Annotated in this window: 13 protein-coding genes and 1 pseudogene; 7 read left to right on the top strand and 7 right to left on the bottom strand. The window is 68.9% G+C overall.

Going from position 1 to position 21,460, the window contains the following annotated elements; all coding sequences use genetic code 11:
- Nucleotides 1-123 precede the first annotated feature (123 nt).
- Nucleotides 124-2,340: pseudogene (locus tag GVY39_RS23650) on the top strand (NAD-glutamate dehydrogenase domain-containing protein); the annotation flags it as partial.
- 37 nt (nucleotides 2,341-2,377) lie between these two features.
- On the opposite strand, the gene GVY39_RS23645 reads toward GVY39_RS23650, so the two are convergent.
- Nucleotides 2,378-3,442, bottom strand: coding sequence for an SPFH domain-containing protein (locus tag GVY39_RS23645; RefSeq protein WP_159927986.1), 1,065 nt, complete (start codon nucleotides 3,440-3,442; stop codon nucleotides 2,378-2,380).
- 209 nt (nucleotides 3,443-3,651) lie between these two features.
- Between GVY39_RS23645 and GVY39_RS23640 the strand changes: the two genes are divergently transcribed.
- Entirely contained in the window at nucleotides 3,652-5,190 is a 1,539-nt protein-coding gene (locus GVY39_RS23640) for an amino acid permease (protein WP_159927988.1), read from the top strand.
- A gap of 129 nt (nucleotides 5,191-5,319) precedes the next feature.
- Nucleotides 5,320-7,758, top strand: coding sequence for a serine/threonine-protein kinase (locus GVY39_RS23635; protein WP_159927990.1), 2,439 nt, complete (start codon nucleotides 5,320-5,322; stop codon nucleotides 7,756-7,758).
- Nucleotides 7,759-7,764: 6 nt separating this feature from the next.
- Here the strand turns inward: GVY39_RS23635 and GVY39_RS23630 are convergent, their stop codons facing one another.
- The gene (locus GVY39_RS23630; RefSeq protein ID WP_159927992.1) at nucleotides 7,765-8,121 is read right to left on the bottom strand and encodes a DUF1707 domain-containing protein; all 357 of its coding nucleotides are present in this window, start codon (nucleotides 8,119-8,121) and stop codon (nucleotides 7,765-7,767) included.
- Between the two features lie 203 nt (nucleotides 8,122-8,324).
- Here GVY39_RS23630 and GVY39_RS23625 point away from each other — a divergent pair, with 203 nt between their 5' ends.
- The 4 genes from GVY39_RS23625 to GVY39_RS23610 all read left to right on the top strand — a co-directional run bounded on the left by GVY39_RS23625 (nucleotide 8,325) and on the right by GVY39_RS23610 (nucleotide 15,195).
- Nucleotides 8,325-9,059, top strand: a complete 735-nt coding sequence (locus tag GVY39_RS23625) for a MerR family transcriptional regulator (protein WP_159927994.1) — start codon at nucleotides 8,325-8,327, stop codon at nucleotides 9,057-9,059.
- Nucleotides 9,060-9,312: 253 nt separating this feature from the next.
- Nucleotides 9,313-9,888, top strand: a complete 576-nt coding sequence (locus GVY39_RS23620; protein WP_236565618.1) for a dihydrofolate reductase family protein — start codon at nucleotides 9,313-9,315, stop codon at nucleotides 9,886-9,888.
- 117 nt (nucleotides 9,889-10,005) lie between these two features.
- Nucleotides 10,006-12,534: an AAA family ATPase gene (locus tag GVY39_RS23615; RefSeq protein WP_159927996.1), complete on the top strand. Its 2,529-nt coding sequence runs from the start codon at nucleotides 10,006-10,008 to the stop codon at nucleotides 12,532-12,534.
- A gap of 111 nt (nucleotides 12,535-12,645) precedes the next feature.
- The gene (locus GVY39_RS23610) at nucleotides 12,646-15,195 is read left to right on the top strand and encodes an AAA family ATPase (protein ID WP_159927998.1); all 2,550 of its coding nucleotides are present in this window, start codon (nucleotides 12,646-12,648) and stop codon (nucleotides 15,193-15,195) included.
- 41 nt (nucleotides 15,196-15,236) lie between these two features.
- Here GVY39_RS23610 and GVY39_RS23605 read toward each other — a convergent pair whose 3' ends face one another.
- The 5 genes from GVY39_RS23605 to GVY39_RS23585 all read right to left on the bottom strand — a co-directional run bounded on the left by GVY39_RS23605 (nucleotide 15,237) and on the right by GVY39_RS23585 (nucleotide 21,297).
- Complete coding sequence (locus tag GVY39_RS23605; RefSeq protein ID WP_159928000.1) at nucleotides 15,237-15,776, bottom strand: hypothetical protein; 540 nt, start codon at nucleotides 15,774-15,776, stop codon at nucleotides 15,237-15,239.
- Nucleotides 15,777-15,923: 147 nt separating this feature from the next.
- A complete protein-coding gene (locus tag GVY39_RS23600; RefSeq protein WP_159928002.1) occupies nucleotides 15,924-16,304 on the bottom strand; it encodes a hypothetical protein in 381 nt (126 codons plus the stop codon).
- 808 nt (nucleotides 16,305-17,112) lie between these two features.
- Complete coding sequence (locus tag GVY39_RS23595; protein WP_201295314.1) at nucleotides 17,113-17,862, bottom strand: DUF6008 family protein; 750 nt, start codon at nucleotides 17,860-17,862, stop codon at nucleotides 17,113-17,115.
- A 182-nt stretch (nucleotides 17,863-18,044) separates the two neighbouring features.
- Complete coding sequence (locus GVY39_RS23590) at nucleotides 18,045-18,689, bottom strand: TetR/AcrR family transcriptional regulator (protein WP_159928004.1); 645 nt, start codon at nucleotides 18,687-18,689, stop codon at nucleotides 18,045-18,047.
- Nucleotides 18,690-18,825: 136 nt separating this feature from the next.
- Entirely contained in the window at nucleotides 18,826-21,297 is a 2,472-nt protein-coding gene (locus tag GVY39_RS23585) for a phosphoketolase (protein ID WP_195070014.1), read from the bottom strand.
- Between the last annotated feature and the right edge of the window lie 163 nt (nucleotides 21,298-21,460).

Below are 21,460 nucleotides of genomic sequence, written 5' to 3'. Positions count from 1 at the left end.
CCTGCCGAAATCCGGGTCACGCGACGCACGACCGGCCGAGCGGGTGCTTCGACCTCACGACGCACCGAGCCACACAACGCAGCAGCGAGAAGACTCTACTGAGTTGACATCCGTTAGGAACTCAACGTCGACCGCGCGACCGGCGAAGTGCTTCCGCCCGCACAGGTGGTGCGCCGCGATGGTGATGACACCTATCTCGTGGTCGCGGCGGACAAGGGCACTGCGTCGTTCTCCGATATCGCCAATGATGTGGCGCAGAGTTATGGGTTCTGGCTGGGTGATGCGTTCGCCTCGGGTGGGTCGGCCGGTTACGACCACAAGGCGATGGGCATCACTGCCAAGGGTGCTTGGGAGAGCGTCAAGCGGCATTTCCGTGAGATGGAGCTCGATACGCAGTCGCAGGATTTCACTGTGGTCGGTGTCGGTGACATGAGCGGTGATGTGTTCGGTAACGGGATGTTGTTGTCGGAGCACATTCGTTTGGTGGCCGCGTTCGATCACCGTCACATTTTCCTCGATCCGGATCCTGATGCGGCGCGTTCGTTCCGGGAGCGGCAGCGGATGTTCGCGTTGCCGAGGTCGTCGTGGGCCGACTACGACACCTCCCTGATCAGCCCCGGCGGCGGCGTCTACGACCGCTCCGCCAAAGCGATCCCGGTGACGCCGGAGGTACGCGCGGCACTCGACCTGCCCGCGAGCGTGACCACCCTCTCCCCGCCGGAGATGATCAAAGCGATCCTGCTCGCCCCGGTCGACCTGCTGTGGAACGGCGGTATCGGCACCTACATCAAGGCGAGCATCGAGACCAACGCCGAAGTGGGCGACAAGTCCAACGACGCGGTCCGCGTGAACGCAGACCGGCTGCGGGTCAAGGTGATCGGCGAGGGCGGCAACCTCGGCGCGACAGCGCTGGGCCGCATCGAGTTCTGCCGGGCCGGCGGGCGGATGAACACCGACGCGCTGGACAACTCGGCGGGCGTGGACTGCTCCGACCACGAGGTCAACATCAAGATCCTGCTCGACGCCGTCGTCTCCAGCGGTGAACTCGCCGTCGCCGAGCGCAATCCGCTGCTGGCCTCGATGACAGACGAAGTCGCCGAGCTCGTCATGCGCGACAACATCTCGCAGAATTTCCGGCTGGGGATGTCGCGCGCCGACGCGGCGGGCATGTCCGGCGTGCACGCCAGGATGATCAACGACCTGGAACAGCGTCGCGGTCTGGACCGCGAGCTGGAGGCGCTGCCGACCGAGGCGGAGCTGGCCCGGCGCGCCGCCGAAGGGACCGGGCTCACCTCGCCCGAGCTGGCCAATCTGATGGCGCACGTGAAGCTGTCGCTCAAGTCCGACCTGCTGGCGGGCGACCTGCTCGACAGCGCGGCGTTCGCGTCGGTGCTGCCCGCCTACTTCCCCGCTCCGCTGCGGGAGCGGTTCGCCTCGGCTATCGGCAGGCACCCGCTGCGGCGGGAGATCGTGGCCACCGTCGTGGTCAACGAGATGGTGGACTACGGCGGGATCACCTACGCGTTCCGCCTCGCGGAAGAGGCCGGGGCGACCACCGACGACGCGGTGCGCGCGTACAAGGCCGCGGTGGAGATCTTCGATCTGCACGCGCTCTGGGAGTCGATCAGGCAGACGCCCATGTCCACGGCGGCGCGCAACGAGCTGGAATTGGAGACCAAGCGCACCTTGGACCGGGCATCGCGCTGGCTGCTGTCCAACCGGCCGCAGCCGATCGCGATCGGCGCGGACATCGCCAGGTACCGCGACGGCGTGCGTGCGCTGTCGGGACAGGTGCCCGCGTGGCTGACCGGCTATCTCACCGACGATCTCGCCGAACGCTCCCGGCGGTCGATCTCCCGGGGTGCGCCGCGAGAGCTGGCCGAAGAGGTGTTCGGTTTGATCCACCGCTTCCCGCTGCTGGACGTGCTGGACCTGGCCGAGATCGCCGAGCGCGATCCCGCGGAGGTCGCGGTGCTGTACTACGCGCTCAACGAGCACTTCCAGATCGAACGCCTGCTCACCGCGGTGGGCAAGTTGGAGCGTGGCGGGCGCTGGCGGGCGCTGGCGCGGCTGGCGGTCCGCGAGGATCTCTACGATTCGCTGCGGTCGCTGACCCTCGATGTGCTGACCGCGACCGAACCGCAGGACAGCACCGCCGAGAAGATCGCCTACTGGGAGTCGACCAACCGGTCGCGGCTGGCCCGTGCGGGTGCGTCGCTGGCGCAGATCTTCGCCGCCGAAACGCAGGATCTCGCCGCGCTCTCGGTGGCGGCGCGGCAGGTCCGCGGCATGGTGAGCGGCGGTGAGTCGACGGCGGTCGCACCGACGGTCGCGGGCTGATCGACCGCACGATGCCCGGAGGCAGGCGCGCTCGGCGTCAGCCTCCGGGCATCGGCGTTCCGCAGGCGCCGCAGAACTTGGCGTTCGGGCTCGATTCCGCGCCGCAGTTCGGGCAGTGTCGCGGCTGCGGTGCCAGGCGAGTCCCGCAGTTGATACAGAACTTCGCACCCGCCGGATTCGCGGACTGGCAGGTGGCGCAGGATGTCCCGCTCGTCTGCGGCGCCGCGGCCGGCAATTGCGGCGCGGGGGAGGGGTTGCCGACATGATGGCCGATGGCGTTCAAACTCAATGCCGCGCCGAGGAATCCGCCTTCGGCGCCGTGGTGGTGGCCGTGTGCGAAGCCTTGGCTCGCGCCGAGTGCGAGCTCGCCCGCGGCGTAACGCTGGAAGTCACCGGTGAGACCGATGTACTTGACGTCCTTGGCCAGGCGCTTGAGCCGGTCGGCGTCTTCCGGCGCCAGACTGATGTCGAAGTTGCCCATCCGCGGCACGCGCAGCCCGTAGTCGTAGAGCGCGGTATTGGTCTGGCGCAGCACGGCGTGCTCGATCGGCTGCAACTGCGCCGAGAGGCCGAGCACCTGCCAGTCGCCACGTGAGATGCCCTGCGTGACCGCAATCTTCATGGACTTCAACAACAAGTCGGCGCACCAGCTCTGCACCCGATCCTGATCGGTGAGATCGCCGGTACCCGCCAGCGCGGTGAGCAGTTCGGCCGGATCGCGGACGGTGAGGGCGAACTCGCCGAAGACGCGCAGAGTCACCACCTGCTCGCTGACCGGATCGAGGATGTCGGCCAGCCGTCCGCCGAAGCGAATCCCGGGGAACTCTCTGGTGGAGACGAAATACAGTTCGGCGCGGTAGAAGTTGCCGCCGGTGACGGTGTCGACGAGCGCGCCGAGCACGGGCAGTTCGTCGGCATCGATGCGATGGCGCCCCGGGCCCATCGCGGCGACCACGCGCCCGGCTTTGACGAAGAGCGCGAGCTCGTCGGCATTGACCATCGCACGGGTGTAGCGGCGGATGTTGACATCCGGCCACTTGTAGACCAGCTGGTTCTTGCGGTCCTCGGGGACCGCGATGAACTCCCGCTCGAACCAAGCCATCTGCGCTCCCTCATCCGTTCTCGCATCTAGCGTACCGATATCCGTTGGCACGATCAACGATCGAATCACGGATCGACGCTGATCGGATGCCCTTTTTCGAAGTCTTTGATGTCCAGCGTGTTACAAGCCGCGAATCGCTATTGAACGTGCTGCTATATAACGGTACATTGAGCGAAGTTATGATCGCCGTCACCTGAAAGGCCATCGCCATGACCACAGTTCGACCACCCGCGGAGGCGCCCGCGCAGGCTGCCGCGCTCGAAGACGAGGACTCGGGCTATCACAAATCGCTGCGCCCGCGCCAACTGCAGATGATCGCGATCGGTGGTGCGATCGGTACCGGGTTGTTCCTCGGTGCGGGTGGCCGACTGGCCAGTGCGGGCCCGGGTCTGTTCATCGTGTACGCCATCTGTGGCGTGTTCGTGTTCTTCATCCTGCGGGCGCTCGGTGAGCTGGTGCTGCATCGCCCCTCCTCGGGATCGTTCGTCTCCTACGCCCGCGAGTTCTACGGCGAGAAACTGGCATTCGCTGTCGGGTGGATGTACTTCTTCCACTGGTGCATGACCGGGATCGTAGATATCACCGCCATCGCGACCTATGTCCATTACTGGGGAGCGTTCGAGGCGATACCGCAGTGGGCGATCGCCCTGGTCTCCCTCGCCCTCGTGGTGAGCATCAACCTCGTGTCGGTGAAGTGGTTCGGCGAGCTCGAGTTCTGGGCCGCGCTGATCAAGGTGATCGCGCTGGTCACCTTCCTGATCGTAGGAACGGTGTTCCTCGCGGGACGCTTCAAGGTCGACGGCCAGGTCACCGGCCCGAGTGTCATCGCCGACAGCGGCGGGCTGTTCCCCAGCGGGTTGCTTCCGCTCGTCCTGGTCACCACCGGTGTGGTCTTCGCTTACGCGGCGGTCGAACTGGTCGGCACCGCGGCCGGTGAGGCGGAGAACCCCGAGAAGATCATGCCGCGCGCGATCAACTCGGTGATCGCCCGGATCGCGCTGTTCTACGTGGGTTCGCTGGTCCTGCTCGCGTTGCTGCTGCCGTACACCGCTTTCAAGAACGGGGAGAGTCCCTTCGTCACCTTCTTCTCGCGGCTCGGCGTGGACGGCGCGGGGTCTGTGATGAACCTCGTGGTGCTGACCGCGGCGTTCTCCAGCCTGAACGCCGGCCTCTACTCGACCGGCCGCATCCTGCGCTCGATGTCGATGAACGGCAGCGCGCCCACCATCGCGGCGCGGATGTCCGGCGGCGGCGTGCCCTACGTCGGCATCCTCGCCACCGGTGCGGTTGCGCTCATCGGCGTCGGCCTGAACGCGGTGGTGCCGGAGCAGGCGTTCGAGATCGTGCTGAACATGTCGGCGCTGGGCACCATTTTCGCGTGGGCCGCCATCGTGATCTGTCAGCTGCAGCTGTGGCGCTGGTCCAAGACCGGGCGTGCGGAGCGGCCGTCCTTCCGCCTGATCGGCGCGCCGTACACGAGCTTCGCGACGCTGGTGTTCCTGGCGGCCGTGGTGGTGCTGATGGCCTTCAGTGACGACCACGTCCAGCGCGGCGCGGTGATCGCGATGGTCGTCATCATGGTTCCCGCGCTCGTGGGCGGCTGGTTCCTCGCCCGCAAGCGGGTGCTGCAGATCGCGCAGATCCGTCAAGGCATCACCGGTCAGTTCCCGGTCCTGGCCGAGCGGCCGCTGCAGGCGCAGGGCGGCGGTGACCCGGTGGTGATTCTCGACAAGCCCGACGAAGAGTGAAGCAGTATCCGCCCCGGGCTGTTCGCCCGGGGCGGATCTATTCCCAATGTCGGGAACACTACTCGCGCGCGACGACAGGCGGCGGACCAGAATGAAACCGCGATTCCACGGCGGGTCTGAGAGGTTCGTATGCCGGAGCACCCCAGCGCATCCGACCGTCCACTTGCGCATCCGTGGGCGAATCGGCGAATGCGCGGCACCGAAGTGCCCCGGCGAACCTCGCACCCCTGGGCAACTCGGCATCTGCTCAAAACCGAGGTGCCTCCACGACTACCACCCAATCCGTGGTCGACACCGCGGTATGTCGAGCCACGTGCCGTGGCCGTCGACTCGGTTCCCGGCACCGTCGCGCCGGCGACCAGCCCGGATGTCGGCGGGGAACACACCATCGGCACCGCCGAGCTGTTGCTCGGCGCACTCGAGTCCGAACCCGGTTCCGGGCGCAGCGCGCGCTCGCGGCCGAGCGTGCGCAGATTGGGCGGCGGTCTGGTGTCCATGCCCAAGGTGAGCCCGCTCGATCCGCGCACCGCGGTCATGCAGGACCCGGAAGTGCCCGAGCACAAACGGTTCTGCTGGAAATGTCAGCATCCCGTCGGCCGTACTACCGAAGCCGGGCCGGGCCCCGTGGAGGGTGAGTGCGGCCGATGCGCCTCACCGTTCAACTTCCGGCCCTCGCTGCAGCCGGGGGAGATGGTCGCCGACCAGTACGAGGTCCAGGGCTGTCTGGCCCACGGCGGGTTGGGATGGATCTACCTGGCGGTCGATCGCAATGTGAGCGACCGCTGGGTGGTGCTGAAGGGGCTGCAGAACCCGCTCGACTTCGAGGCGCACGTGGTCGCCCTCGCCGAACGCCAATTCCTCTCCGAAGTGGCCTACCCCGGCATCGTCAAGATCCACAACTTCGTCAAGCATCGTTCCGGGCGCGATGTGGCCGACGGCTACATCGTCATGGAGTACGTCGGCGGGCGATCGCTGAAGAAGATGCTGGATCTGCGTGCGCCGGAGCGCATTCCGGTGTCCGAGGCGATCGCCTTCATGATGGAGATCCTGCCCGCGCTGGACTACCTGCACTCGTTCGGGTTGGCCTACAACGATCTCAAGCCGGACAACATCATGGTCAGCGAGGACGAGGTCAAGCTGATCGACCTCGGCGCGGTCGCCGCGATGGAGTCCTACGGCAGCATCTACGGCACCCCGGGCTACCAAGCGCCCGAGATCACCGAGACCGGTCCGACGGTGGCCTCGGACATCTACACCGTCGGACGGACGCTGGCCGCCCTGGTGCTGGACATGCCCAAGAATACCGAGGGCCACCAGCTGCCCGGCATCCCTTCGCCGGACGAGGAGCCACTGCTGCGCGACTACCCGGCTTTGTACCGGCTGCTGCGCCGCGCGACCGATCGGGATCCGCGCCGCCGCTTCCCGACCGCCTACTCGATGTACGGCCAGCTCGCCGGGGTCCTGCGCATGGTGCTGGCCTACGACACCGGTAAGGAACATCCGCAGGCGTCGCTGGAATTCGGCGCCATGCGCGGCGATTTCGGCATCGAGACGTTGATCGGGCAGACCGACGGCATGACCGACGGACGGCATCGCCTGCCCGCCCTGGACGCGCCGAGCGTCGTCGCGGCCCTGCCGGTTCCGCTGATCGACAGCGAGGACCCCAGCGCGGACCTGCTGTCCACGCTGCTGCACGGCGACCCCAGGCACGCACTGGACGCGCTGCGCCGCACCGCCGACCGGATCGTCTCCGGGACGATCCCCGAGCCGGAGACGTTCGAACTGGAGGGCACGCTGACCGCGGTGCGCGCGCACCTGGATCTGGGTGAGGTGGTGCAGGCCTGCGATCGGCTCGCCGATCTGCGGCCCGACTACGGCACGGACTGGCGCCTCGAGTGGTACTCCGCCGTCGCCGCCCTGCTGGACGGACAGTACGAGCGCGCCTACGAATACTTCGACCTGGTGCACGACATGCTGCCCGGCGAGATCGCTCCCGCGCTGGCGCTGGCGGCCACCGCGGAACTCACCCTCCAGCATCTCGGCGACTCCGCCGGCGACCACTGGCATCGGCTCGCCGAGGAGTACTACCGCACGGTGTGGCGGACCAACCACGGCGTCGTGAGCGCGGCCTTCGGCCTGGCACGCAGGCTCGCCGCCGACGGCGGGTTGCTGGAGGCCGTGGAGGTCCTCGATCAGGTGCCGGAGGCGTCGCGGTATCAGAGCGTGGCCCGCATGACCGGGTGCCTGCTGCTGGTCTCGCAACCGATCGCCGAGACGACCGAGGCCGACCTGCTGGAGGCGGCGGCGCGGCTGGATGCCGCGCCGGACGAACCACGGGCGCTGCAATTACAGGTCATCGTGGTGGGGGCGGCGCTGGAGTGGGTGCGCGCGGGCGGCCGGTCGGCCGATCCGGAGGCGACGCTGCTCAGCTTCCCGTTCACCTCGCTCGGGCTGCAACGGGGGCTCGAGTCGAGCCTGCGGGCGCTCGCGCGGATCTCCCCGCATCGCCTGCACCGCTATCGGCTGGTCGATCTGGCCAATTTCGTGCGGCCGAAGTCGAGGTGGTGACCGGCCTCAGGTCGTGTGCGCGGTGAGCATGAAAAGCGCGGGCGCGGCCAGGATCACCAGCAGCCACAGCCAGTTGCCCGTGGTCACCGCGAGCACCACCGAGAAGATCACGGCCGCCCCGGCGAGAACGACCAGGCGGGGCAGGGGGTTGACCGGCGTGGGCTCGGGCGCGGGCGGTGTGCTGCCCGGCAGCTCGGCGAACAGTTCGGCCAGCTGACTCCGGCTGGTCGCGGCCGCGACGGCCGCGCTGAGGTCGTCGAACTCGGTCAGGCTCAATCTGCCCGCGCCCAGATGCTGGGTCAGCTCACGCATCGCGCGCTCGCGGTCGGCGAGACTGGCCGGGGGACCCGCGGATTCACCCATGCCGGAAGGATAGGCGCAGCGGAAAAAGCGGGCACGGAGCGGATTTCCAGGGGCGGGAAGGACCCTCGCCGGACGTGTGTGCCGAGGGCGGCTCCACACCACGCCGACGATGTTTGCTGGTTTGTCGCTAGAGACCGGTCGGTCGCCCGGACAACGGCCGCCACCGGCGGTCGCTCCGTGTTGCGATGTGGTTTCCTTGAAGTATGACTGCGGGTGTGGAGTACACGATCGACGAGCTGGCGCGGGAGGCCGGTACGACCGTGCGCAGCCTGCGCGTTTACCACGAACGCGGTGTGCTGCCGCCCCCGCAGGTGAAGGGGCGTACCGGGTTCTACGGCGCCGACCACCTCAATCGCGTGCGGACCATCAGCAGACTGCTCGACCGTGGGATCAAAATCAACGGCATCAAGGAATTGCTCAACGCCTGGGACCGCGGTGACGACTTGGGGGACATTCTCGGGGTCGGCGAGCCCGGCGCGGCCGAGCCGGCCGTCGTCGAGGCCGGGGACACCATCGCGGCGACCGAACTCGCCGAGCGCTATCGCGACGTGCCCAACGGCCTGGCGCGCGTCGTCGCGGCGGGTCTGTACGAGCCCGTCGACGCGGCGACCTACCGGATCGCGGATCGCCGTCTGGCCCACAGTGTCGACCGCATGGCCTCCGCGGGCATCCCGGCCGCGGAGGTGCTCGGCGAGCTGGAGAAGCTGCGCGCCGACGCGGATCGGATCGCCCACCGCTACATGGATTTCTTCCGCCGGACCGCGTTGGCGTCGTTCCAGGATTCCGCTCGCGGCCCGGCGGAGGTCGCCGAGCTGGCGCAGCGGCTGGAAGCGACCAGGTCCGTTCCTGCGGAAATCGTCGCCGAACTCGTGAACCAGCTCGTCGCAAGGTATCTCGACCAGGACACCGAGCTTTCGGAGGCGCTGCCGGAGGGGTGATCGGTCACCCGGCACGCTTCACCCGTCGGGCCAGAAGTATTTCTGTTTCAGATTCCCATTGTTGGCAATACGGGGCAGTAACGTGCCGTTGCTCAGCGGTATATTGGTGTCGTCTGCGCGCGTTCCCAGTGTGCGCCGACCACCTACGGCCGACTACTTAAGTATGTCTCCGGCTGATCTACCGATGCGCCGAAGTGTCGCACTCCCCGACAATCTGAAAGTCGCACAAGGGCAGCAGGATGGGTGTGGGCACATGGGAAGCGTGACACTGTGGATGCAGATGTCGCTCGACGGCTTCGCGGAGGGGCCGGATCAGGAAATCCACTGGCCGGTGGTGGACGAGGAACTGTGCGAGTCGTTTCTGGACGAATTGCGCTCGGCCGACCTGTTCCTCTACGGCCGCAAGACCTACGAGATCATGGCGTCGTTCTGGCCGACCGCCGATGTGGATCCCGCGATCTCGGAGTTCTACGTGGATTTCGCGCGCTGCTGGAAGCAGACGCCCAAACTGGTCTTCTCTCGCACCATGGCCACCGCGGGCTGGAACACCCGGGTGGTCCGGGACGACCTCGTCGAGGAGATCACCGCGTTACGCGCGCAGCCGGGATACGACATGATCCTGTTCGGCGGCGCGGAGACGGCATCGGCCTTCATGAAGCACGACCTGATCGATGAGTACCGGTTGTTCGTGCACCCCATCCTGCTCGGCGGCGGGATCCCGCTGTTCCCGACGCCCGCGGTGGTGTCGGGGCTGCAACTGGTCGACGTGATGACCTTCGACAGCGCGGTGGTCCAGATGCATTACCAGCAGATGGCCCCCACCGGGTAGCAATCCGGCGCGGGAAGTGCGAAATGGGTCTCACCGCGCGCGAAAGCCGCCGGTGTCGTCCAGACGTAACCTCTGATTGTCGAGCGCGTTGCCGCGTCGTCGGCTAACTTTCGTTTTATGCCCCTGGTTCAGGCACGTGGCGACGTGCTGCCTGCATCCACCAGTGAATTCGTCGGCCGCGAAACGGAATTGGACCGGCTGGGCGCGATGCTGGACGGCGACGCCCGGCTGATCACCCTGGTCGGCCCCGGCGGGATCGGAAAGACGCGATTAGCCGCGGAAGTACTGCGCCGCAGCGCGCGCGGCAGGCACAGGCCGGTGTACTGGGCGCGGCTGGCCGGGCTGGAGGCCGACAGCTCCGCCACCGCGCAGGACGTGATGCAGTCGGCGGTGCGCACCGACCCGAGTTCGCCACCGACACGCGCCGCCCTGGTGCGCACCCTCGCCAGCGGTGACCGTTCCGCCGAGGGCGCGGTCCTGGTGCTGGACAACTGTGAACATCTGCTCGGTGCGGTCGCGGCGATGATCGCCGAGTTGCTGGAGGCCGCACCCGGGCTGACGATCCTGGCCACCAGCCGGGAACCGATCGGCTGGGCCGACGAGTACATCGTGGCCGTGCCCCCGCTCTCGCCGCGGCAGTCGCTCGAATTGTTCCGGCAGCGCGCCGAACTCATCGGACGGGCGATCCCGGACGAGCGCGAGCAGATGGCCGTCGCCGCGCGGATCTGCCGCCGAGTCGACCACAACCCGCTGTTCATCCGGCTGGCCGCGGCGCGCCTGCGGCACCAGCCGCCGGTCCGGGTGCTGCGCGAACTCACCGGGGACGCGGACGACAAACGCCTGCGCTGGACCCACGGGGCGAAGGCGGGCGCCGAGGAGCGTCACCGCGGCGTCTACGACGTGGTCGCCTGGTCCTTCGCATTGTGCAGCCCGTCCGAGCAGTTGCTGCTGGAGCGGCTGTCGGTCTTCGCCGCCGGGTACGAGACCGACGACGAGTCGCTGCGCGGCGGCATCGAGCTCGACGCCGCGATCGCGGTGTGCGCCGACGACACCCTGCCCGTGCGTTCGATCGAACACCTGCTGGAGCGCCTGACCGAACAGTCGCTGCTGTCGGCGCATCTCACCGCGACCACGGTCAGCTGGTACCTGGTCGAGAGTGTCCGCGTGTTCGCCCGCGACCGGCTGCGCCGCCGTGACCGCGGTGAATTCGATCGCCTCGCCGCGCGGCACCGCCGGTACTTCCGGGACAAGGTGGTCGCCGGACAGGCCATCTGGCTCGGCCCGCAGGATCAGGCCTGGCTGGCGTGGGCGCGATCGGCCTGGAACGACATCGTGCTCGGCATCGAATCGGGCTTGGCCGACCCGGCGGAGGCCGTGGTCGCGTTGGAGACCGCCACCGTCCTGCTCTCGATGAAGGTGCCGTACGTCAAGTCGGGCGCGGGCGCGCTCACCCGGTTGACCGAACGCGCACTCGAAGCGACCCGGTCCTGCGGCCTCGGTCCCTCCGGCCTCGCCGACCTGGCCACCGCGCTGCTCGGCTGGATCTCGTTGTGGCGGGGGCACACCGATCACATTCCCCGATTGCTCGCGGACTGCGCCGGCCTCCCCCCTGGAGCGGGCCCGCGCTACACCGACACGGATTTCGGCCTGCCCGCACCGGTGGAATGGATGTTGGGACTCGAGCTGATGCTGGTGCGCGGCGATCCGCGGGCGATCGCGGTCCTCACCCGCGCCCGGCGCAAGTTCACCGAGCAGGGCGACCGCATCGGCGCCGAGCGCAGTGACGTGTTCGTGGCATTCTGCTCCGCCCTCGTCGGCGACCGGCGACAGGCGCTGGAGAACACCGCGCGGTTCCTGGAGCGGTCGATGTCCTCCGGCTCGACGTTGTCGAGAGCATGGGCGGAGATCGCGCGCGCGGTGGCGCTGGCCAAGCACGGATCCGCAGCCGAGGCCGTGGCGTCGACCCACGCTGTCCTCACCCGCTACCGCGGTGAGCAGGACACCTGGACGGCGAGCTGGGCGGTGGGGGCGCACATCGTCGCGCGGGCCCAGGTCCTCGTCGCCGAACAGGCCGAGGGAGCCGATCGCACCGCGACCGTCGAGGCCGCGACGGAGATCGCCTATCTGCTCGGCAGCTTCAAGACGCGTCAGCGTTCGATGGGCATCGCCGTCGACCAGGTGCCCCTGATCGCCGCCGAGATCCGCAGAGCCGCGGAGATCGCCCGCGCGGTGCTCGGCGACCGGGCCTACGCCTCCGCCGAACGCCGCACGCGGCTGCGTCCCGAACTCGACGCGCTGTGGTGTCCGGCCACCGAGCCGGAGCGGGCCTCCCGCCGTCCGGACCGCTCGGCCGCGTCCCGGCCCGCGTCCCGGCGGCCGGTCCCGCGCTGGAGCGACCTGTCGGAAGCCGAGCAGGATGTCGCCGTCTTCGCGGCGGCGGGCTGGCCCAACAGCGCCATCGCCGGTCGTCGGCGCAGCTCCGTCCGGACCGTCGACGCGCAGGTCGCCGCGATCCGGCAGAAGCTCATGATCGCCTCGCGCGCCGAGATCGCGGGCCACATTCCCGACGAGCTCGCCGAACGGGTCCGGTACGAGTCCGAGCGGCGGCCCAGCCGCGGCCGCAAAGGGGGGAGCAGGCATCGGTAGACGGCTGCCTCCTCAGCGCCCAGGCGTGGGCGCGACGGCGGAACCCTGCTGTCCGGCCGCGCCCACTAGGCTGCTCGAGCGGTGTTTCTCGGGATCGGTAGGTGTGTCGGCATGTCGGAGGTGAACAGCGGTGGCGGCAACGGCCCCACCGCGCCCGTTGAGTTCGTGGGCAGGCACGCCGAACTGCGGCAGATCGACGCCCTGCTGAACTCGCCGAGCGCCCGGCTGATCACCCTGGTCGGGCCCGGCGGCATCGGCAAGACGACGTTGGCGGTCGAAGCCGTGCGACGGTATCGCGGTGCGGCGAGGCGCGCGGTCTACTGGACCCGCCTGGCCCGGCTCGCGGCAGGCGCTGAGACCGGCGCGGTTGCCGAGGAAGTGCTGCTATCGGTCGCGAAGAACGGCATCGCAGGCCGCTCCGCCTGGGACGGCTTGGTGGCGACCTTCACCGAGGGCGGCGCCGAGGAGGAGGCTCATCGGACCATTCTGGTCCTGGACAACTGCGAACATGTGCTCGGCGGGGTCGGCCCGCTCATCATCAGCCTGCTGCAGGCAGTCCCCGGCTTGACCATCGTCGCGACCAGCCGCGAGCCGATCGGCTGGATCGATGAATACCTGGTGACCGTGCCACCACTGTCCAGCCCGCACGCTCTCGAACTGTTCCGGCGGCGAGCCGAGCGCACCGGACGGCCGATCTCCGAAGACCCCGGACAGCTCGCCATCGCCACCCGGATCTGCGGCCACGTCGACAACAACCCGCTGTTCATCCGCCTGGCCGCGGCGCGGCTGCTGCACCGGCCACCGGCCATCGTGTTGCGCGAGTTGTCCGGTGACACCGACGATCGCCGCCTCCAGTGGACGCACGGCGCCAGGGGCGGCGTCGGCGAACGGCACCGCAGCGTGCGCGACGTGATCGCCTGGTCCTACGGGCTGTGCACCGCACGTGAACAGTTGCTGCTGGACCGGTTGTCGGTGTTCGCCACCGGTTGCGACGCCGAGAACGACGAGACGCCTTCGGGCGGAGCCGAACTCGACGCGATCGTGGCGGTGTGCGCGGACGCCGCGCTGCCCGTGGAGGAGATCGGCGGGCTGCTCGAGCGCCTGGTGGAACGCTCGCTGCTGTCGGCCCATTTCACCGCGACGACCGTGCGCTACTACCTGTTGGAAAGCGTCCGGGTGTTCGTGCGGGACCGCCTGTCCGTGCGCGGTGATCACCTGGACGAGGCGCGCCTGCTCGCCCGCCATCGGCGGCACTACCGGGATCGCGTCGCCGCGGGCCCGGCGACCTGGTACGGCCCGGGTGAACAGGAGTGGATCGCCTGGGCACGGGCGGCATGGGACAACATCCTCATCGCCGTAGAAACCAGCCTCTCCGATCCGGAGGAGGCCGTGGTCGGATTGGAGACCGCCGCGACACTGATGGCGTTGCGCGTGCCGTTCATCACCGGATCCAACCGCCCCATCACCAGCCTGACCGAACAGGCCCTGGAAGTCACCGCGCAGGTGGACCCGCCGCCGACCAGGCTGCGGATCAATGCGACCGCGCTGGTGGGCTGGATCGCGATCTGGCAGGGCAGGCACGCCTACACCGCGCAATTGCTCGACGAATGCGCCGCGGAGTGCCTGTCCGACCCGGATCTGCGGCGTCGCTGGCGTGACACGACGTCGGACGACGTCGGCCTGCCCGCCGCGGTCGAGTTCACCTGGGGTCTGGAACTGCTGTTGATCCACCTCGACATACGAGCGGTGGACGTTCTGGCCAGAGCGCGTGAGAAATTCGCCGCCTTGGGCGACCGAGCCGGGGAACAGCGCAGCGAACTGTTCGAGGCGCTCACCTACGCCAACCTCGGTGACGCGGACGTCGCGCTGGCGGCCGCGCGCAGGCATCTGGACCGGGCCCTCGCCTCCGACGCGGGCTGGGCGATCTCCTGGGCGGAGCTGGCGTGGATGATCGCGGTGTCCCGGCACGGCGATCCCCGCGAAGCGGTGAAACTCGGTCAGTCCACGTTGGAGCGCCTGCTGATCACGGGGGACACCTGGACGGCGGGCTGGGTGGCGCATTTCAGCATGATGGCGCTGACCTACCTGCTGTCCGCCCGGATCGACGCGGGGGACACCGACAGCGCCGCGGCAAAAGCCGCTGCCACCGAGATCGCCCATTTGCAGGGCGGAATCGCCACGCTGCACCGTTCGATGGGCATCGTCGCCGACCGGGTGACACTGGTGGCCCGCGGCACCGCCCAGGCGGTGGCGGCGGTCACCGCCGTCATCGGCGCCGAAGCCCACGCGGCGGCGGTCCAGCGCGGGGCCCGGCTGCGTCCCGAACGCGACGAACTGCAACTGTTTCTGCTCGGCAGATTGCCGATGGATCAGCTGCCGGACGCGCGTCCGCAAGCCAGGCCGACGGCTTCGCGCTGGGAGGAGTTGACCCGCGCGGAACGGGAGGTCGCCGTGCTGGCCGCGGCAGGCTGGGCCAACAGCGCCATCGCCGCGCGCCGGGGCAGTTCGATCCGGACTGTCGACGCGCAGGTGGCGTCCGTGCGCAGGAAGCTGATGGCGGCCACCAGGGCCGACATCAGCTGGCACGTCCCCGACCACCTCGAGGAGCGGATCCGGCTGGAGTCCGAGCGGCGGCCCGCGCGAACGCGAACACGCCCGTGACCATCGCGGCGGTCACGGGCGTGCGGAAAGCGGTGATGCGATCAGGTCAGGGAGCCGTCATAGCACAGGCTCGCCGAGCGCCAGGACGGCTGCGGTGCGGTACCCGGATCGAAGGACCACTGGTCGATCGGCCCGGCGGCTTTCCACCACACCGCGCCGCGTCCGTCCGACACCACCTGGTAGACGTCCTCGGAGCCTTCGATGAGCTGGCTGCCGACGCAGTAGTCGTTGTATTCGGTGCCGTACTGGCGTGCGCCCGGGCTGAACAGCCCCGCGGGGTGGGCGTATGCGCCGGGGTTGGGCACGGTGCTCGCCTGCCGCACCGCGTGTCCGCGATGCCAGTACGGTGTGCCGTGTCCGTCGGTCCCGCAGGCGAAGGTCCAGCCGCCGGCGACGACCGTCGTGCCTTGGCCGTAGGCTCCCCCGGCCCACAGGCAGGCAGCGCCCTGAGCCTCGGCGGTGCCCGCGCCGAGACTCAGGCCGCCCGCCGCCACCGCTGCCGCCGCCAGCAGGGTGAGCGTCTGTGCCGTGGCGCCGCGCTTGTCGCTGCGCGCCCGGCGAAGCCCGCTGAAGTTGATCATGTGTGTTTCTCTTTCGTGAGCTATCCCGGCCGGAGTGGATTTCCGGGATGGTGATACATCAAGTAATGCGCCGCTATATAGCGGTATGGTCAGTCCAGGCGGACGTAACGGAGATTTCGAGTGCGGGGGTGTGGGCCGGCTCCGCGGTTACCGGCACCAGCTGGCCTGCGGGCGGCAGACGGTGTAGCCGCTGCCGTCCGGGCGGGCCACCCGCGACCAGCTCGCACTGTCGGATGTGCCCGCGGTGACGGTGCCGCTCGGCGCGGGCTGATTCTGCCGCCGGTGGTAGTCGCGGACGGCCTGGTCGGCCTCCTCGGCGTCCAGCCGGTCGGTGTTCCGGTGGTGCTGGCCCATGGGGTCGATGTGGTGCCAGCCGGTGGTGTCGCCCGTGCCGTTGCGCGGGTTCGACGGACCGGAGTGCGACTCGGCGCCGGCGATCCCCGCCGCGCCCGCGGTGAGGGCGCCGACGATCGCGGCGCAGGTGAGCAGTCGCCGGGCGGCGGTGTGGCGGGTGGAATTGGCGGTCATCGTAAGTCTCCGTTCGAGATTGGAGCTGTGCGCGGCGGCGCGGTTGGGGATGCGGCGGTGCGGCGAACATCGGTGGTCCGAGTTGCCGCGCAAGGTGTGGGCGGGATAGGGATCGGGGCGGCATCCGTCGCGGAGGTGTCGTCCGCGGGGCGGTGCCGGTCGGCTCGGTCCCGGTCGTCGGGATGGGAAGAGCCCGGCCTGTCGTATCCGTGGCGGCCCGGGTCTGCGGGGCGCGGTGCCTCGACGGTGTCGGGCCCGGCCAGCGCCTCGGCCGGCGCCGGGATTTCCGGCGTGGCCGCTATCGCGCTCACGATCAGCGGGCGGACGAGCCAGGTCTGTGTCCGTCGCTGGTGCGGCGTGATGCCGGTCATCGTTCGCGTCCGTTCATCTCGCCACCTCGGGATCGGGGATCGGACCGGTGTGGTCCGATCTGCGAGTCCCTATCTATCGTGCCGTTGGATAACGTCACATTAATCGACGGGTCGCTTGTTGTCGAGCGCTTTTCTCACAGGTGGGAATGGTGGCTGTCGGAGAGCTCCATGACGGCACGGCACCTTTGAGCTGAGTGAGGCGCGGCGGCCGTGCTCGTCCGTACAGACGGCTCCTGTGGGCACGCACCACCTCGGGCCGCATTTCGATGGGTCCCGGGACAGGCGGGTACGCGAAAGGGCGCCCGCCGTATGGCGGGCGCCCTCTTCTGTCGGATCGCCGTGACGATCTGGCCGTCACGGCTGGATGGCGGCGTCGAAACGCCTGCAAGCCTTTCGGCGTGCGCACGCCACGATCAGCGTGCGGGGAACGGTCTCGATCAGGCTTCGGTGACGGCCGCGTACGCGGGAGCCACCGGCTCCTTGGCCACCGCGGGCGCACGCTTCGGCTCGGCGGCCGCGGCGTCGCGGAACGGTGCTTCGATCACAGCGCGCTCCCGCCACAGGTGGTACAACGCCATGGCGAAGATGGTCGTGCCGATCACGTTGGCCAGGAAGTGCCACCAGATGCGGTAGGTCGACGCGCCGGCGCCTGGGTCGAGCAAGCCGAAGATGGTCGACAAGCCGATCGCCTTGGCGCCGAACGCGACCGTCAGAGTCAGTGCGAGATGCTCGAGTCCGTGGATGCCTTGCATCAGCACGCCCATTCGGCCCCACTTGCGTGCCTTGCTCTCCAGTGCGTGGTGGGTGACCAGGGCGACGCCGACCAGTCCGGCGAGGAAGTGGAAGTTGCCGACCAAGTGCAGCAGCTCCATGCCCAGCGCGGGTTTCATGTGGTTCACCTGACCGAATCCGTTGGCCAGGCCGGTGCCCCACGGCGTCATCCACGCTGGTGCGTTCGGGTGCTGGATCCAGTACCCGACCTGAGCGACGTGTTCTTGGAAGTGACCGATCTGGGCGAGGACGCCCAGCGCGATCACGGCGAGTGCGGTGCGGAACATCCATGGTCGCAATGGTTTACGCAACGCGACGACCAGTACGGCGACGGCCGCCCACATGACGACCATCCAGGCCACCATCAATATCGCACCTAGGATTTCCAACCCGGTCGCTTCGGCTGTGTGGTTCATGGGGAACCGCCCTTCTGCGCGCCCTCCGGCAACGGCGACGGATGGGGAGTTGCTTACGGAAGCGCGTGGGAACGCGCTGTCCGCAAGATACAAGGCGGCTGGGGGTATTGTCCGAAGTTTCCGAATGTCCTGGGGGCCGCACAATTCGGCTGGTGTTATACCCGGGGACGTATTGCGCTTGTTCAGGCCGGTTCGAGGAATCCCTCGATGATGCGGCGGGCGCGGGCCGCGGCCGCCGGGTCGCCGATCCGCAATGCGGTATTGGTCGCGCAGAGCACCGCATCGATCTGGAAGGCGACCAGATCGACGTCCAGCTCGGCGATCTCACCGGCGGACGCCGCCGAACTCAACTCCCGCGCCAACAGTCGCACCCAGTCCCGCTGATCGCGGAACAGCGCATCACGGACCGGACCCGGCTTGCTGTCGTGCCCCGCCATATTGGCGGCACGGAAGCATCCGCCCGCGAACAGCGGCGTCTCGGCGTAGACCATCCAGTGCTCGACCAAGGCGCGCAGGCGAGCGACGCCGCGCGGCGCGGACCGGGCCGGTTCGACGACCGCCGCAACGAACCGTTCGCGCGCGTAGTCCACGGTGGCCACTTGCAGTGCTTCCTTGGTGCGGAAGAGGGTCTGGATCCCGGCCTTGCTCAACCCGGTGCCCTCGGCCAGCCTGCCGAAGCTGAGGCCGTCCAATCCCTCCAGCGAGGCGATGTCGACCGCTTGCCGCAGCACCGTGGCCCGAGTGCGCGCGCCGCGCAGCAGACGCTTGTCGGTGATGTCGTCGCTGTGCCGTGCCGGGAGCAGCACGGAGTCCTGGCCGCCTTCCATGCGGTCGATCGTACTTTCAGATGCGGACTTCGGCCCGCTCGTGGGGACCGCGGATTTCGGAGCGGAACCGGGAGGGCCTGTTCTCCGGTGCGCGGCACCGACAAGCTGCTGCGATGACCTGTGACCCCGCGCAGGTTCAGGCGCGCTGGTAGGGCCAGCTCCAGTCCGCGACCTCAGGGATGTCCTCACCGTGTTCTCTGGTCCAAGCGCGTGCCGTCCAGCGCGCGTCGACCATCTCCTGCCGCAGCCCCGCGGCACGCTCCCGCAGGCTCGGCACGCGATCGATCACGTCCATCACCAGGTGGTAGCGGTCCAGATCGTTGAGCATCACCATGTCGAACGGCGTGGTCGTCGTGCCGCGTTCCTTGTAACCGCGCACATGGAGCCCGTCGTGGTTGGCGCGCCGATAGGTCAGCCGGTGGACCAGCCACGGGTAGCCGTGGAAGGCGAAGATCACCGGTCGGTCGCGGGTGAACAGCGTGTCGAACTCGCTGTCGGTCAGCCCGTGCGGATGCTCGCCCTGCGGCTGCAACCGCATCAGGTCGACCACGTTGACCACCCGGACGCGCAGGTCGGGCAGTCGTTCGCGCAGGATCGCGGCGGCGGCGAGCGTCTCCAGCGTCGGTACGTCGCCCGCGCAGGCGAGTACCACATCCGGTGTGGTGCCGACTTCGTCCCGGTGCCCGGCCCACGGCCAGATGCCGATTCCGCGGGCGCAGTGCTCGGCGGCCTCGGTCACCGGCAGCCAGTCGGCCTGGGGCTGCTTGCCCGCGACCACCACGTTCACGTAGTGCCGGGAGCGCAGGCAGTGGTCGTAGGTGGACAGCAGCGTGTTGGCGTCCGGCGGCAGATACACCCGCACGATGGAAGCCTTCTTGTTCAACACCACGTCGAGGAAGCCAGGGTCCTGGTGGGTGAAGCCGTTGTGGTCCTGCCGCCAGACATGCGAGGACAGCAGGTAGTTCAGGCTGGGAATCGGACGCCGCCACGGCACCGCGGCACTGGCGTCGAGCCATTTGGCGTGCTGGTTGAACATGGCGTCCACGATGTGGATGAACGCCTCGTAGCAGGTGAACACGCCGTGCCTGCCGGTCAGCAGGTACCCCTCCAGCAGCCCCTGGCACATGTGTTCGGACAGCACCTCGACCACCCGGCCCGTCCGGTCGAGCTTCTCGTCGCGGGCATCGATCTCGGCCTGCCAGTCCCGGCCGGTGACCTCGAGGATGTCCTGCAGCCGGTTGCTGGCCAGTTCGTCCGGCGCGAAGGTGAGGAAATTGTCCGGATTGTTCCTGGTGACCTCCCGCAGCCAGGCGCCGAGCACCCTGGTGGCCGAGTGCTGGGTCGCGCCGGGCGCGGACACCTCGACACCGAAGTCACGCCAGTCCGGCAGGCGCAGGTCGCGCAGCAGCGCGCCGCCGTTGGCGACCGGATTGGCGCTCATCCGCCGATCGCCGCCGGGTACCTGATCGGTCAGTGCCTGCACCGGTGCGCCGCTGTCGTCGAACAGGTCCTCCGGGCGGTAGGAGCGCAGCCACTGCTCCAGGACCGCGCGGTGTTCGGCGTCGGTGCGGGCGCCGGGCAACGGGACCTGGTGCGCGCGGAAGGTGCCCTCGACCTGGTCGCCGTCCACCACCGGCGGACAAGTCCAGCCCTTGGGGGTGCGCAGCACGATCATCGGCCATGCGGGCCGCGCCCCATCGCCGCCGCCGCCTCGTGCGGCGCGCTGGACCCGATCGATGCGTTCCATGCTCGTGTCCACCGCCGCGGCCATCGCCTGATGGACCGCCGCGGGGTCGTCGCCCGCGACGACGATCGGCTCGTAACCGTATCCGCGCAGCAGGGTGAGCAGTTCCGGTTCGGGGATGCGGGCCAGGATGGTCGGATTGGCGATCTTGTACTCGTTCAGCGCCAGAATCGGCAGCACGGCGCCGTCGCGTGCCGGGTTGAGGAACTTGTTCGCATGCCAGCTCGTGGCCAGCGGCCCCGTCTCCGCCTCGCCGTCGCCGACCACGCAGAACACGGTGAGATCGGGGTTGTCCAGGGCGGCGCCGAAGGCGTGCAGCAGCGAGTACCCGAGTTCGCCGCCCTCGTGGAAGGAGCCGGGTGTCTCCGGTGCGCAGTGACTCGGCACCCCGCCGGGAAAGGAGAACTGGCGGAACAGCGCGCCCATACCGGTGGCGTCCCGGGGGATGTGGCTGTAGAACTCGGAGTACGTGCCCTCCAGCCAGGCGCACGCGTTCGGGCCGGGACCGCCGTGCCCGGGACCCGCGACGAAGACGGCGTTCAGGCCGCGGGCGCGGATCGCGCGATTGGCATGCGCCCAGACCAGATTCAGGCCCGGCACCGTGCCGAAGTGCCCGAGCAGCCGGGGCTTGATGTGCTCGGATCGCAGGGGCGCACGCAGCAGCGGGTTGGCCATCAGATAGATCTGGCCCACCGCGAGATAGTTGGCGGCCCGCCACCACGCATCGATCGACGTCAGCTCGTCGCGTTCCAACGGGCCCGGTACGTCCGCGAGCCGGTAGGGACGCGGGGCGACGGTTCGCCCGCCGGTGCTGCCGACGTTGTCGGCCGAGGTATCGCCACCTGCACTTGCCATGTGTGTCATGCGCCGACTCTCCTCACGCTCGGGGCATCGGGGGGACAGTGGCGCCGCAAGGGACCACCGCTCCGGGTCGTGCACTGTTGCCGACCGGAATCGGCAACGCCGGATGGAGAATTCACCGCCAGCCTAGCCGGGCGCGATGCCCCGCGGCGGCCGGAGCGTGTCG

The organism is Nocardia sp. CY15, assembly GCF_009829295.1.
GTDB lineage: Bacteria > Actinomycetota > Actinomycetes > Mycobacteriales > Mycobacteriaceae > Nocardia > Nocardia sputi.
This window is presented reverse-complemented; position numbering and strand designations above follow the sequence as displayed.

Excerpts from the sequence above, each read along its gene's own strand:
- GVY39_RS23590 (WP_159928004.1), bottom strand. The coding sequence starts at position 18,689 with ATGGAAGGCGGCCAGGACTCCGTGCTGCTCCCGGCACGGCACAGCGAC.
- GVY39_RS23585 (WP_195070014.1), bottom strand. The coding sequence starts at position 21,297 with ATGACACACATGGCAAGTGCAGGTGGCGATACCTCGGCCGACAACGTC.
- GVY39_RS23610 (WP_159927998.1), top strand. The coding sequence starts at position 12,646 with ATGTCGGAGGTGAACAGCGGTGGCGGCAACGGCCCCACCGCGCCCGTT.
- GVY39_RS23600 (WP_159928002.1), bottom strand. The coding sequence starts at position 16,304 with ATGACCGCCAATTCCACCCGCCACACCGCCGCCCGGCGACTGCTCACC.
- GVY39_RS23615 (WP_159927996.1), top strand. The coding sequence starts at position 10,006 with ATGCCCCTGGTTCAGGCACGTGGCGACGTGCTGCCTGCATCCACCAGT.
- GVY39_RS23605 (WP_159928000.1), bottom strand. The coding sequence starts at position 15,776 with ATGATCAACTTCAGCGGGCTTCGCCGGGCGCGCAGCGACAAGCGCGGC.
- GVY39_RS23630 (WP_159927992.1), bottom strand. The coding sequence starts at position 8,121 with ATGGGTGAATCCGCGGGTCCCCCGGCCAGTCTCGCCGACCGCGAGCGC.
- GVY39_RS23595 (WP_201295314.1), bottom strand. The coding sequence starts at position 17,862 with ATGAACCACACAGCCGAAGCGACCGGGTTGGAAATCCTAGGTGCGATA.
- GVY39_RS23620 (WP_236565618.1), top strand. The coding sequence starts at position 9,313 with ATGGGAAGCGTGACACTGTGGATGCAGATGTCGCTCGACGGCTTCGCG.
- GVY39_RS23640 (WP_159927988.1), top strand. The coding sequence starts at position 3,652 with ATGACCACAGTTCGACCACCCGCGGAGGCGCCCGCGCAGGCTGCCGCG.
- GVY39_RS23645 (WP_159927986.1), bottom strand. The coding sequence starts at position 3,442 with ATGGCTTGGTTCGAGCGGGAGTTCATCGCGGTCCCCGAGGACCGCAAG.
- GVY39_RS23625 (WP_159927994.1), top strand. The coding sequence starts at position 8,325 with ATGACTGCGGGTGTGGAGTACACGATCGACGAGCTGGCGCGGGAGGCC.
- GVY39_RS23635 (WP_159927990.1), top strand. The coding sequence starts at position 5,320 with ATGCCGGAGCACCCCAGCGCATCCGACCGTCCACTTGCGCATCCGTGG.